The organism is Paenibacillus polysaccharolyticus, assembly GCF_023714295.1.
Taxonomy (GTDB): domain Bacteria; phylum Bacillota; class Bacilli; order Paenibacillales; family Paenibacillaceae; genus Paenibacillus; species Paenibacillus polysaccharolyticus_A.
In genome coordinates this window covers 81806-94616 of sequence record NZ_JAMAUN010000001.1, presented here as the reverse complement: position 1 = coordinate 94616, position 12811 = coordinate 81806, and the positions used below count along the sequence as shown (strand labels likewise).

General features: G+C 34.9%; 17 protein-coding genes. All 17 read right to left on the bottom strand.

The window, feature by feature from the left end:
- Positions 1-77: 77 nt before the first annotated feature.
- Positions 78-539, bottom strand: a complete 462-nt coding sequence (locus M3629_RS00440; protein ID WP_251502415.1) for an SRPBCC family protein — start codon at positions 537-539, stop codon at positions 78-80.
- An 88-nt stretch (positions 540-627) separates the two neighbouring features.
- A complete protein-coding gene (locus tag M3629_RS00435; RefSeq protein ID WP_251502414.1) occupies positions 628-951 on the bottom strand; it encodes a DUF2834 domain-containing protein in 324 nt (107 codons plus the stop codon).
- Between the two features lie 81 nt (positions 952-1032).
- The gene (locus M3629_RS00430) at positions 1033-1356 is read right to left on the bottom strand and encodes a hypothetical protein (RefSeq protein ID WP_251502413.1); all 324 of its coding nucleotides are present in this window, start codon (positions 1354-1356) and stop codon (positions 1033-1035) included.
- Between the two features lie 34 nt (positions 1357-1390).
- A complete protein-coding gene (locus M3629_RS00425; RefSeq protein WP_251502412.1) occupies positions 1391-1972 on the bottom strand; it encodes a DJ-1/PfpI family protein in 582 nt (193 codons plus the stop codon).
- A gap of 183 nt (positions 1973-2155) precedes the next feature.
- A complete protein-coding gene (locus M3629_RS00420) occupies positions 2156-2650 on the bottom strand; it encodes a GNAT family N-acetyltransferase (protein WP_251502411.1) in 495 nt (164 codons plus the stop codon).
- A 68-nt stretch (positions 2651-2718) separates the two neighbouring features.
- Positions 2719-3138: a DUF7674 family protein gene (locus M3629_RS00415; protein ID WP_251502410.1), complete on the bottom strand. Its 420-nt coding sequence runs from the start codon at positions 3136-3138 to the stop codon at positions 2719-2721.
- Between the two features lie 19 nt (positions 3139-3157).
- A complete protein-coding gene (locus M3629_RS00410) occupies positions 3158-3550 on the bottom strand; it encodes a hypothetical protein (RefSeq protein WP_251502409.1) in 393 nt (130 codons plus the stop codon).
- Between the two features lie 16 nt (positions 3551-3566).
- A complete protein-coding gene (locus tag M3629_RS00405; protein ID WP_251502408.1) occupies positions 3567-4334 on the bottom strand; it encodes a nucleotidyltransferase domain-containing protein in 768 nt (255 codons plus the stop codon).
- Between the two features lie 73 nt (positions 4335-4407).
- Positions 4408-4830: a GNAT family N-acetyltransferase gene (locus M3629_RS00400; RefSeq protein WP_251502407.1), complete on the bottom strand. Its 423-nt coding sequence runs from the start codon at positions 4828-4830 to the stop codon at positions 4408-4410.
- Between the two features lie 45 nt (positions 4831-4875).
- Entirely contained in the window at positions 4876-5364 is a 489-nt protein-coding gene (locus tag M3629_RS00395; RefSeq protein ID WP_251502406.1) for a hypothetical protein, read from the bottom strand.
- A gap of 55 nt (positions 5365-5419) precedes the next feature.
- Positions 5420-5911 (bottom strand): NUDIX hydrolase, encoded by a 492-nt coding sequence (locus M3629_RS00390; RefSeq protein ID WP_251502405.1) that lies wholly within the window; start codon positions 5909-5911, stop codon positions 5420-5422.
- A gap of 476 nt (positions 5912-6387) precedes the next feature.
- Positions 6388-7302: an HNH endonuclease gene (locus tag M3629_RS00385; RefSeq protein WP_251502404.1), complete on the bottom strand. Its 915-nt coding sequence runs from the start codon at positions 7300-7302 to the stop codon at positions 6388-6390.
- Between the two features lie 131 nt (positions 7303-7433).
- Positions 7434-8480 (bottom strand): ankyrin repeat domain-containing protein, encoded by a 1047-nt coding sequence (locus tag M3629_RS00380; RefSeq protein WP_251502403.1) that lies wholly within the window; start codon positions 8478-8480, stop codon positions 7434-7436.
- Positions 8481-8640: 160 nt separating this feature from the next.
- The gene (locus tag M3629_RS00375; RefSeq protein WP_251502402.1) at positions 8641-9759 is read right to left on the bottom strand and encodes a DUF3800 domain-containing protein; all 1119 of its coding nucleotides are present in this window, start codon (positions 9757-9759) and stop codon (positions 8641-8643) included.
- Between the two features lie 174 nt (positions 9760-9933).
- Entirely contained in the window at positions 9934-10650 is a 717-nt protein-coding gene (locus tag M3629_RS00370) for a hypothetical protein (protein WP_251502401.1), read from the bottom strand.
- A 154-nt stretch (positions 10651-10804) separates the two neighbouring features.
- Positions 10805-11458: a hypothetical protein gene (locus M3629_RS00365; protein ID WP_251502400.1), complete on the bottom strand. Its 654-nt coding sequence runs from the start codon at positions 11456-11458 to the stop codon at positions 10805-10807.
- A 210-nt stretch (positions 11459-11668) separates the two neighbouring features.
- Positions 11669-12751: a phospholipase D-like domain-containing protein gene (locus M3629_RS00360; RefSeq protein ID WP_251502399.1), complete on the bottom strand. Its 1083-nt coding sequence runs from the start codon at positions 12749-12751 to the stop codon at positions 11669-11671.
- Between the last annotated feature and the right edge of the window lie 60 nt (positions 12752-12811).

Sequence of the window (12811 nt, the reverse complement as noted above, 5' to 3'; positions counted from 1 at the left end):
CATGTTGTTTTCTCATATGGTTTGCTAACCACAAATGAAATATACGACTATTCCATAACGATGTATATCACGTTCTTCTATTCAGTCTTTATCTCTATTAATAATCTCAATTGTTGATTTCGATACATGAGGAAACGCTTCATATATGATTTTAATATGAGTCGTTCGGTGACCCAGCCTATAATTCCAAACGGAGCAACCATAGTAAGCCGGTCTTTCATGAGTGTCTTGCCGTTATGTTCTTCAAAAATATGCTCATGTCGCAAGCTTTTAAACGCACCTTTCAGCATTTCATCTACAAAATAATAAGGGGCTTGGTATGCTGAGATTCTTGACGTTAACTTTTGCCTAATCCAAAAATGTCTAGCCTCGAAGGTTACCGTATCTTCATGATTTACTTTTCCCGAAGTAATTCCTGCGACAGCTTTCTCTTTCGTATGTTTCCACACCGTTTGTGTATGAACATCAATATCTCTCGCCATATCAAAACATAACTTGATTGGAGCATCGATTAGAATCTCTGTCTCAACTATAACCACTCCACAATCACCTCGATACGTAACGAATGATTTATTGAATTAGAACTACATGAATCTGCTGCCACTGACTTATAATCCATTTCCCAGTTTATCTATTCTTCATTTTATCCATATGAATTTCACGCAATAATAAAAATAATGGCAGTCCAAAAGAAACGCCAACGGTTAATGTTCCAATGATCGGTAACCACATATGCTTTACTCCAATTCGTTTTCCTTCATATATGATAAATCCAATCAAAACAACTGCGGAGATCAGTACATCCAACCAAGCAAACTCGCTAATCCGATTCTGTCTTGCTTCACTCAATAGCATCGTTAGATTGAATCCGTTTTCACCAATCCAAGGAATAAACATCATGTAGGGCAATGCTATTCCTAAAATAGTTAACACCCCGAAGAAATACTTCAACCTCTCACCTCAATAATATATTTTGTCCTGTCCATCTAAATTCACCTACTCGAAATGACTCTCGTGCATCCAGACAGCGTTCTAGAATGCCCACCTATGATCCTCCGGCAAACACTCATCACAGAGCAATCGATTATCGACAACCGCTCCGTTGTTTAGTTCATCTATAGAATCCGGTTTTTCTCTGTCGGTTACCCACGAGTTACATTTGAAGCACTTTCCGCAGTTCATTGTTTCTGAATTCAGTAAGATAGTAGAACTACTCTGCCAATCTAATTTTAGATGTTCCCCGACTATCATTTCGTTCTCAAGTTCTGGAATCAATTGGTCACCCATTTCTTTGTATTCTTCATCACTTAGATCAATTAAATAAGCAACCTTAACAAGATACGTTTTCTTATTCATTACCTTCACCCTTTGATTCGTCCTCTGCAAAAACCTAAACTTCAACTATTCCTACTGCAGTGTAGGGATAATCAATCTGCTTCTTTACTATATTGGCCTCTTCTTGGCCTGCAAATAATTCAATCAAATATAGTCCCAAATCAATCGATGTCGCTACGCCTCCCGCAGTGATCACGTTTCCATCTTTAACGATTCTCGTTTCAACTACTTCTTTACAGTAAGGCTCAAGTAAGTCATATGCATTCGGATGGGTTGTTGCTATCTTGTCCTTTAAGAAACCGGCAGCTCCTAATAAAAGCGAACCCGTACAAACCGAGATTTTGTAACTTACAGATTCGGCAGTTCGAATCCAATCCACAAATTCAATATCTTCTTTTAGTTTTCTAGTCCCCATGCCTCCTGGAACAAAAACAAGGTCATATTGAGATAAATCAGGTTTTATGTCATTCACCTTTACGCTCATCCCAAGTTCATCCGTCACTTCCTCAGTCAATCCACAGATGACCCACATCGTTCCTTTGGTTTGGTCAAATAAGTTCAATCGATAGATAACGTCATAGAAACCAACAAAATCAAGAAATGTTACTCCATTGAATAAAATGAAGGCCATCTTCATAGAATCATTCCTCCAAGATTAAGTGATTCACTTCTATGAAATATTCTTTAATCCCTTATCGATCTCTTTTCGATCGTAATCAAGAATTGCCTGCAGTAGAGGATGGCGGCCTTTCCCTCTCACTCGATTTAATCAATCACAGGCTCCATAAAGTTTTCATCGGGATTTGCAACCTAAAGGTCGTTACCTATGTAATTCAAGTCTACATCCTGTCTTATCTTTAAATTTTCCAGCTTCAAAAATAAAGTCATTCACTTTTTTTAATCCGTTCTTCTCAAGGACCTTTAACGAGCCTTTATTGCTCGCCAAACAAGCACTTCTAAGAATTTGAAGATCCAATTCATGAAACGCAAATTCAATAGCCTTTTGAGCTGCGACTGTGCCTATGCCTTGATTCCAGAAAGGAACTGCAATCCAGTAATCCAACTCTGCTGTTTTCTCAGTTAGATCCACAGCATTTATAGACATGACACCCGCAAATTGATCATCCGTTAAAATAGTAAATACATAAGATATCCCTTGTTCACGTCTAGCCATCACCATGTTCACCCATGATTCTCCTGCTCCGTCTGGATAAGGATATGGAACGTTGCTTGTCTCTGAAATTTCAGGGTAACTTGCATATTGCTGTACATATTCAGCATCACAAGGTAAGACAAAGCGAAGCGTGACTTTCAACCGAATCATCTCCTTTTCGTACTTTTGAATGTTTTAGGGTAGCTTCAAAATCACCAACATCCAGAAAATTATGATGTTTCCTTATTCGGTCCTCCAATGTATGGAGTCTCCCCATTCCAATAATCAATTACATGATTCCACCATCGTTTTGATTCTGGTTTTAAACATTTTTCAAATTCAATATACTCGATATTCTTATCCGATAATTGGTTCTGAAATGATTCCAGAATACCGACTGTAGCAAATTCTTTAACAAATGAATCTCCATTCGTATGAAGCTCTTCAATGACTTCGAATAGTGCATCGAATTCATCCGTGTTTTTACGTTGATAACACTTAATAACATGTTTGACGAAGTCACTTATATCGACATAGATCAATCTCTCTTCCCCAAGTTCATAGTTCTCTTGAATGTACCGTTCGTATCTATTCTTATAGGAGGGCATGGCTATTAATAACCTCTCCATGATTTCTTCTTTTTCAATCATTGTCGTATTCACCTTCGTTCTAGGTTCGCATTTCTCTGACATAGGGTGTGACTGCAAAACAGTCTTCCAAATCGCTCTCATCTTGAGCCCAATAATTAATAGTATGGATATGTAACTCATAGTCTTTACGTAGATTTTGTTTTATTCTATTCCATAGTTTGTGACCATGCGTTCCTTTTCCTTCGGAAAGGTAGTCATCCAATGAAGAGATCATAATGATCATCAGTGTAAATTTCTCATTATCGTTTAATTGATGATTCTCGTAATACGTAATAAATTCATCTAATCTCGATGCATCAGCCGACGTATATTCCCAATCCTGTGAAAATGGAGTGAGTGGCGGCAGATTTAACTTTTGTATGAGACTTTCCATGGACGCTTGTTCAACATATTTAGGAGTAGCCTCCTTCATCTGTCCCACCTCACATTCATTTTGAATTTCTGGAAGCAGCCATTGTATGTAAGGCATTCTCGAAATAGCGATATACTTCCTCTGCATTTCTCAGAAACTCTTCAACAGGTACATGACGACTATCCAAGTAACAAGCATACAGATATTCAACTAAAGCAGAGTCAATCTCGCAAAATTTTAATATCGCATTTTTCATCTTAGTGATGTCATCTTCCCATATCCCTGTATCTTCGATAATCAATGAGTATAATGCACGAAGTAATCTCTTCGAGTAACCTTTAGTGTATCTCGTTTTCATCGCGTCATCACTAGCATTAGAAAGTGAACGATGTACACGCTCCACTTCCTCCTTGGTATCTGTATTTAAGTCTAAGATGAATTCTGGAGAGATAATGATCGGGGGTACTTTTTCACCAATGTCCTCCCCATGTATGCAAACACAAATGATCTTAACCCAAAAACCCCAATCATTCGGTCTACTTAATACATCATCCATCGAGCAAATAATCGTATCCATCTTCGTGACAAATGGGTATTCTTCCAAAAGCTTATCCTTGATACTCGACAATCTTTCGTAATCAATATCTTTGGGATTTGCACATACAATCGTAAAGTCTGCATCGGACTTAAAAGGTTGAGCCGTTCCTTTGGGAATCGAGCCGCACATATAAATGCTATGAATCTTATCTTTGAATTCGTTCAGGACATGCTCTACATACGTATCAACCAAATCCTTATATTCACTTTGTATGTTAATTTGACTCATAACTTTTTCTAATATCATATAGGGTCCTCCTCATTAAAGAACTTCTTTCGGCTATGTGTCCGGTGAATTTCTCTTGCTCGAAATGCCTCTACTATGGTTTCGTTAAGTATTGAATCATTCCTGCACCATAACCTTCATTGGGTCTCTCCACGAATCCAAATTTCTTATAAAAATCCTCTTTATCTTTTGCTGACATGAGTCCAACTGAACTTCCTGGCGGATACGTACTTGTAATATACTCCATCAGTTCCGTCATTATTGTATGGCCTAAACCGAGCCTCTGATAGGAAGGTAACACGATAATGTCTTGTATGTAAAAAGTAAAACCACCGTCGCCCACGATTCTTCCATATCCTATGATCTGCTCCTCAACCTCTAGACAGATGGAATATAAAGTGTTCTTTAATCCAAGTTCGATGGCCTCTATATTTTCAGGATTACCCCATCCCACAATTTCCCTCAGATTCATATAATCTTCTACACTAATTTGTTTTTTGAGTATTTGTACTTCCATTGAAATCACCTCCGCTAAATTTATGTTGAGATTCCCTGCAATCCTCTACTGCACTTTGAATTCTTTGGATTCACTCGATAAGCTCATTTTCTTTGGTTTGCCATCATTATTCATCATAAATTCGACATTCGTTTTAACTTTGTAATTGCCTGGCTGGTGGATAACGAATTCATAATATTCCTTACTTCTTTGTTTTTGTCCATTATTTCTATATTCTTCACCAGAACGAATCTCCACCTGATAGCCAATAGCGTGTTCTAATAACACATTTACGTTTGGAAGGATTCTTTCGCCATCTTCATTATAAATCTCATAACTAAACATACCTGAGCCATGAGATATCTCCACTGACCTATTTGATGAGTTTTTCAAATACCCTACGATTTGAAAGGGTTTGTTGACCTTAATATTTGCAAATTCATCTACGCCAACCTGAAAGATGGAGTCAGAAGGATCTTTTTCATTACTGGCCGAACAGGCAGGCAAAATTAAAAATAAGATCAAGGTCATTACTTTTATATTTAATTTTATCATTTGATACATTCACCTCAGTAGCCAAGCGTGACATTTTTTATGCGATGTTGCCTGCTTAGATTTGCTTTCCAAATCTATGTTTCAAATAGTACTTTAACCCAGCACGATCTACATCTGAAAACTGTTTCTGATCTTCTATCATCATTTTATAGACTTCTTCAACATTTTCCCATCTGATATTGGTAGTTTCATCTCCTACTTCTAAGAGATTGCCATCAACCTTACATATAAAATACATTCCGATAGAATCAACTGGACCTTTTATTGTTTGATATACACAATACGGTTCTAGACACTCAACTTCAAAATCGGGATTAATCCCGCGTGTATCTATACGCTTTTGACTACCTTCCACTTCAATAACAGTTAAACCTGTTTCTTCGAAAACTTCTCGTCTCAGACCATCTAATATGGATTCGAATAATTCTAATCTTCCACCTGGCAATTCTAATGATTCCTCATTCTTTTTATTTCGGGTCTGTATGATTATTTCCGTATTATCGTTTCCTTTACGTTCGACAATTGCTCTTGCATTAACATAGAACATCAAGCATTCTCCTTTTTTATGTCGATCTCTAGTGATACTACAGTAGCTTCGCATAACATTCCTGTATTAAAAAATGACCCAACCATAGATAGCTCTTATCTTAGGCTGGATCGTTTGTTGTCTGAGCTTCCTTCCATGATTAGCATCTGACAATCAAGGGTGATAACCCTGCATCGTGAACACTAGTTTATAGGATTTTAGCGTTTTCTTTGATACTTTGATGTACCATAAAAATTTTAAATTTGTATCCCGTTCTTTTCCTATCGTAATCAACTAAAGGTTATCCATAGGAATCACATAATAAAGAGATTCGGCAGACACATCGAATCCTATGGACTGATACAGACTTAATGCACGTCTATTTTGAGTAACTACACTCAAGCGGATTGGAGAGTACTCTTGACGTGGCAAGGACTTAACTACCTTCGACAGATGATTCCTCCTAAAGCCAGAGCTGGATGGTTTTGAACGAGACCTTATGAAGCAATGATTTTAGAACCTTTTGTCCGGTTGCATTTCCAACACAAGGTCTGCAAGTTACTTTCAGTCGTCTCTCCACCCTTTGATAACGGAATAATATGATCGATTTCGAGTAATAAGTGCTTTTCGTTATAAGCTGAAATACCGCAACTTTGACACGTATAATGATCGCGTACTTTCATTTTCTCTCTCAAAGCCGAAGTCATCAATGCTCTTTGACCCGCAATACTCTTTCTGAATTTAACAAGTGTATTTAAATAGTCAACAAACTTATTTAAATTATTGATGTCCAATGTAATCTCACATTTAGTAGAGCTATTCCCGCCAGCGGAAACATATTGGAAGGTATACACCGGGAAATACAATGTACTAAAATCTATCTCTTCAAAGCCCAATTTTCTTTTCAACTTTTCTTTATTGAATTTGTAAATGATTGCGGGTATTGAACTTCGGATACTTTCTACTATGGAATCACGTTTTTCTCTTAACAGAATTTTGCCTTGCTCAGCCGCTTCGAAATCATTAAGCACAGCTTCAAAGCTTGAGAGTGATTCCTCTGTTACTTTGATATCAAAATACTTGCAAAGATATTTAAAGGGCTGATCGCTTGCATTTTTACATACACTTGCCGAACAATTATGTACGTACCTATTTTTACTATTATTATTCCACTCTGTTCTTTTAAAATTATAGTTACTACTGTCTGTTAATACGCTAATACCATAATCATAAGAGCTAACATCTACATATGCGTTTTTGAGTTCTTGGATATGATGATTTAAGTCGTTGCAATTTGCAGTATATGCTTCTATGCTCCTTTGGATAGTAGTAAACTGATCACTTCTGAAGTACACCATGACATAAATTCGGTACGCGATATAAGCTGTCAATATAAACAATATAAATTCCATAATTATTTCCTCCTAATTTAGCGTTTAAGTTGTTGTTTAGGCATTGTAGAAATCCGCTCCACACTTCTCGCCGAAGAACCGTTTAGTTTGAGATTCGTGGATATGATGTTATGTAGCGCTACTCCTTAATGCTATTCCCCATTAATAACTCGATCGGCAAGAATCTTTGGATCTTGAATAAACTCCTTCCATTTTACATCTTTGAATACTATAAGATTATCATGCTCCATATCATAACTTCCTAAGGCTTTATATTTAGGTATCCAAACTATAAAACCCATAGCTCCATAACTATCCACGTCATATACTAGATTTAGCATTTTAATTCCTTTAGCTTTGAATTCGGTAACATCCTCTATCGAGCATAGTTCGATAAACTTTATATAGTTTGATCCACTCAACTCAAGATATTTTCGATCTTGTCCCAAGTAATTTACAATTGAGAGTGGTAACCTTTTCTTTTTCAATTCTTCAATTTTATTTTCATGATTGTGCCATTCAATTGGCTCATTATCTTTAATAAGCTTTATGAGGTTGTCATTTTGATTTTTCTTAGCGACTGAGAAAGGTCGTTCGCCATATTTATTTTTAATTTTTGGATCGGCACCACTATTAATTAAAGCTATAACTACTTCTTCAAAATTCCCTAAGGTTGCAACATGAAGTGGTGTCGCACAATCCGTGTGAACTTGATCACGCATGTTAAAATTAACATCCGCACCTTTTTCCAATAAAAGTTGTACTAACTCCAAATTCCCATTATAAGCTGCATCCCTTAGGGCCATACCTCCATGAGTATGAACATCAATTCCCAACTCAAGAAGTGCATGCACTCCATCAATATTGTTCCAACTAGCTGCATGTGATAAGGCTGAACTCCCTACATGGCTGACTAAATTGATATCGGCTCCACGATCAATAATATATTCAAAATCTTCTCTCTTTCCATGTCGTGCAGCACTAACTATTGATGGGAAGTCCTTGTCATTTAAATTTGCTCCATTATCAATTAACAGTTTTACAATTTCAAAATTGTATTCGGGGAATGAAGACCAAGCCCAATCTAGATATGGAGAACCATAATAAGTACCGTTAACATCAAGTCCCTGTAATATTAGTTTTTTAAGATTATTTAGATCATTCATTTCTACTAGTTCAATTACTTGGTTATCAATCATCTCTTTTTTTAGAACTCCCTCAATATAGGATTTACAGTAATGTCATATAACGTTCCTGCATTCACGACTCGACGCATATCGATTGTCCGGTGAAGGCCGGACCAAGGGCGTATGCTCACAGCGTTAATATATTGTTAAGCGAAGTTTATATTCCAGTATTTTAAGGCAACAAAATATGCTCTCTTGCTCTCTCTTCATAGCTCACTATCTGTGTCAAAAATGCTGAACATTCTCTTTGAGATTTCCATGTGAGCTTGTTTATTATATTCAAATTTTCTCTTTGTAAATCATCTAGTTGATATAATATTTTTTGTAGATCTGAAATTGAATTTTGTCTAACGCAAGCATATAACTTTCCTAAAAGGCCCATCATTACATCGGAAAGTTGTATCAAATCGTGATTCTTTGAATCAACAAATTCATAATGATCTAGCTTTCTATTTTCATCTACGAACTCATATTGATTCAGCACTTTCTGTATTTGATCTTCTTTATCAAAATAATGTTTAGAATTTTTGAACATGTAAAGTGGATTAATATATAAAGAAGAATAGTCTTGCATTAAAACATGTTTAGTTTGGTCTTGAATAAAGGGTAAACTTTTCTTTCTTTTAGAAGTTTTAAGTATCTGTATTGCGGTTTCAATTCCTAAATGTCTTTCAGGAACATCTCTATACGGCTCTAAAATATCAAGAATATTTTCTATAAATTTTTCGATCTTATCTTTATCAACATTAGGATAATCATATTCAAAAAACATCGCTTCTGTATACTCGGTATTATCATTAAGTGCAACATATAATTGATTCTTTACATCGTTAAGATACATTAAATTGAATCCATTTATTGTTTCCGAAGATACTACTGCTGAATCAATAATGTCAACAATTCCAAAGTATAGTGGATTCAAATTTGTATAGTGCAAATACAAATTATTTGAATCAATCCATTTTAATATCAAATTTATTTTTTTAGACTTTAATACATCAACAAAATTACCTGAAGCAATATATTTGAATTTAACTTCAGTAATATTTTTTTGTAAATTTAACTCTTTGAACAATTCTTTAATTTTAAATTCCTTTTTGTCTCCTTCAAATGCTAATCCGCCTAAAATAAAATTTTGGTCGATTTTTATATTGAATTTGCCTTTTTGTAGATGAAATTTCCGTTCATTGTTAGTCTCATCATAATAAAAAGTATATTTCTTATTCACATTTTTTAATTCATGCAAATTAATACTACTATCTCTACATTCATTTACATCAATTTTTGTCATACAATTAACCTTCTCTCATACTATAAATTTCGCTTAACGTTCCCGTATTCACGACCCGATGCATGTCGGGTGTCCGGCAAATGCCGGACCAAAGGCAGATGCCCACAGCGTGAATATTATGTTAGACGGAGTTCAGGTTGACATAAATGGACTTCTATTCGACTTCTCAAACTCTTATTTATCCGAAATCGAAGGCGTTATATCTATTTGGGGAATCTCAAACTCTTCTTCAAACATTTCATGGGCCTTCTTCTTATTTCGCTCATCTTTAGGTGATACAGTAATATATGATCTTTGGAAATTTACTGCTGTATCTTTGTGTATTAATTCACTCCACAATATCATATTTAAGTTTCCATCCCATTCCTCAACCTTTTTCCAACCTAACTTTTGACTCATTTTCACTTCAAGTTGAACTCTAAATTCACTAATGTTAAGTAATTTATCCCATCTGCCTGAAAAAAGAAGATGCGTTTCAATTACATCCTTATTTTTAAGGATTAGTGGATGCCAATCATTTTGAATTATTTTTTCTAAAGAATCTCCCTTGAGCCTGTGAGAGAAACTCTCATCATTCTCTGATATCAATTCAAAATCTACAGGGAAAATTTCATAGATTGGAGCCAGTAGCTTATTCTCATAAATCAATTTCATTCTCATAGAATCAATCTTACCAATAGAGTTACTTGAATTTGCAATTCTAAGAGGAAGAAATATGAATATTTGATACCAATTATCTTTTCCATTTCTCCATTTGTTGATTTTAAAAGTAATATCTCTACCAGAGAATACTAGTTTAAATTTATCATAATGTGTTTTAATTAATGCAATTATTGACACAGTTGCAGCAACACTAGCAATGACTATAGTTAGTAATTCTTTGATATTCATTTCTCTTTTCCTTTATTTTAAATTTAGTCTAACGTTCCTGTATTCATGCGTTCGACGGAGTCGGATGTGTCTGATGAAATGCTTCTTCGAAATACCTCTAGCAGACCAAGGCTACGCAAGAGCCGATGCTTCAATATTATGTTAGATGAAGCTTTTACTTCTTAGAAATTACATAAAAATAATTAATTACTAACCTTTCCTGATACATTCCTTGATCTGTTTTTATTTCTTTTATACAAAAATCACTTCCAAGTTTTGATTCAAAGTATTTTAGGATATCTTCTGGATACTTGTAAGAACTCTTTCTTTGCAAATCTTTATAAATATCTTCTTGATACTTTATTATTCCGCTGTGAAGGTTAGTAAGTTCACCCATTACATGTGTGAAGGTGACAACTACAATTCCTCCAATAATGGATCCTGTTCTAATTGAAAGATTATTAATTTTGTTTAAGTCTTCTTCAACAGCTGTCCATACTTTTTTTTGACGAATATCATGACAGTACCAATTCTTTAACTCAATAATTTGAAGAGGTTTTATATAATTCTCGGTTGTCCGCTCAATAACACATATATCAAATCTCTCATTCGATTTCCCACTTTGTAAATCTTTGTCCAAATATTCTCTAGCAATAATCAAGTCCCTGTATTTCTTTTGTAGCAGCATAGCTAAGTTATCGCGTATATATGATTCACTTTTACTTGTGGAAAAAATATAGGCTAGTTCGTCAAAATGTAATATGCTGTTTTTTTTGGCTTTACAAATAATCTCTTGTATAGAGTTAATTATTTCATCAATTTCAATCATATTTCGCACTTTGATATCCTTTCAGATAGTTTCATCTAACGTTCCTGTATTCACGACTCGACGCATGTCGAGTGTCTGGCGTATGCCGGACCCAGGGCGTATGCCCGCAGCGTGAAAATTATGTTAAGTGAAGTTACTACTTTTTTATCTTATAAGTATCATTTTAAAATTGAGTGAGTCTTTAGCTTCGACCCACTCAATTTTTTCAAATTATGTGTTATCAATATTTGTTTCTTGTTCATCTTCTAATTCTTCAAGCTTTCTAATGATTAATTCAAAACTGTTCTGAATTCTTTGAATATTCAAGAAAAGACTCTCTATATCTTGTTGCGCGGCTTCTGCTAACTCTTGTTTTCTCTCAAAAGTCTGATCTGAGGCTCGTTGTGCAGCTTCATCCATATCGTCATTATGAACATTCCATTCAGCAATCAAATCTGAAGCATAATGATTCTCATTGAAGCTTGCCAATTCTGAGATATTGTCGTCTTCTGAACATAGAATTTTAATTTGTTCGATGGAATCTGAATCTATTAGGTCTGCAAATTCATCTGTTTCATACAATTCATTGATTCTATATATTTCATCTTCGATTTCTTCCAAAAGTTCTAGTAAACCTTCTAATGATTCTTGACGAAGTTGTGGGTCCCAATGATTATAAGTTTTCACTTCTTCAAATCTTCCAACATACGTATAAGATTCCTCTTCAATTTTTATAGAAGCAGACTCAAGGCGAGAAGCCAGTAAAGATAATACAAGCTTTTTCTCCTCGAAAGAATTTCCATAATATCTTATGCTTTCATCTAAAATTATTGGAACAAGATTATCTATCACAACTTGAATGAGACTTCTATCTCTTATTATAAATCCAGTTTCTCTGTTGTTATTGCTCTCTTCAGAGAAGTTAGCGGAACCAATATATGCTATGTTGTTTGTAAGAATAACTTTAGAATGATTTTGAAAGTTAAAGAAAGCGCCTATCGATTCTTCGTTATCATTGCTATTAAGTTTCTTCGTATAATTATTTATACTTTCACTAGCTTTTTTACGTACATTATCTCCATAATAAGTTTCATAACGATTCGGTATGTTGGTTACAATTCTGACTTCTGCATGTGCCGCTGCTCCTTTTAATGAACTCAGTAATGCTTTTCTATTCTGAGATATATTATAGGTCGTCACAAAAATGTAATCTGCTGAATCAAAATCGTTCAGAACCTCTTGATAATTAGATTCACCTTTAGAAGTAACTATATCTATTTGACCAGGTATTAGCGAAAATTTCTGATAACTCATTAACTTTCCTCCTCTTTATTAAATTTCGTGATTTATCTTTCATGTAATTCTCTCTTTTTC

Bases quoted from the DNA above. Each gene is read 5' to 3' on its own strand.
- M3629_RS00430 (WP_251502413.1), bottom strand. From the start codon at position 1,356: ATGAATAAGAAAACGTATCTTGTTAAGGTTGCTTATTTAATTGATCTA.
- M3629_RS00425 (WP_251502412.1), bottom strand. From the start codon at position 1,972: ATGAAGATGGCCTTCATTTTATTCAATGGAGTAACATTTCTTGATTTT.
- M3629_RS00415 (WP_251502410.1), bottom strand. From the start codon at position 3,138: ATGATTGAAAAAGAAGAAATCATGGAGAGGTTATTAATAGCCATGCCC.
- M3629_RS00410 (WP_251502409.1), bottom strand. From the start codon at position 3,550: ATGAAGGAGGCTACTCCTAAATATGTTGAACAAGCGTCCATGGAAAGT.
- M3629_RS00405 (WP_251502408.1), bottom strand. From the start codon at position 4,334: ATGATATTAGAAAAAGTTATGAGTCAAATTAACATACAAAGTGAATAT.
- M3629_RS00400 (WP_251502407.1), bottom strand. From the start codon at position 4,830: ATGGAAGTACAAATACTCAAAAAACAAATTAGTGTAGAAGATTATATG.
- M3629_RS00395 (WP_251502406.1), bottom strand. From the start codon at position 5,364: ATGATAAAATTAAATATAAAAGTAATGACCTTGATCTTATTTTTAATT.
- M3629_RS00390 (WP_251502405.1), bottom strand. From the start codon at position 5,911: ATGTTCTATGTTAATGCAAGAGCAATTGTCGAACGTAAAGGAAACGAT.
- M3629_RS00385 (WP_251502404.1), bottom strand. From the start codon at position 7,302: ATGGAATTTATATTGTTTATATTGACAGCTTATATCGCGTACCGAATT.
- M3629_RS00380 (WP_251502403.1), bottom strand. From the start codon at position 8,480: ATGATTGATAACCAAGTAATTGAACTAGTAGAAATGAATGATCTAAAT.
- M3629_RS00375 (WP_251502402.1), bottom strand. From the start codon at position 9,759: ATGACAAAAATTGATGTAAATGAATGTAGAGATAGTAGTATTAATTTG.
- M3629_RS00370 (WP_251502401.1), bottom strand. From the start codon at position 10,650: ATGAATATCAAAGAATTACTAACTATAGTCATTGCTAGTGTTGCTGCA.
- M3629_RS00365 (WP_251502400.1), bottom strand. From the start codon at position 11,458: ATGATTGAAATTGATGAAATAATTAACTCTATACAAGAGATTATTTGT.
- M3629_RS00360 (WP_251502399.1), bottom strand. From the start codon at position 12,751: ATGAGTTATCAGAAATTTTCGCTAATACCTGGTCAAATAGATATAGTT.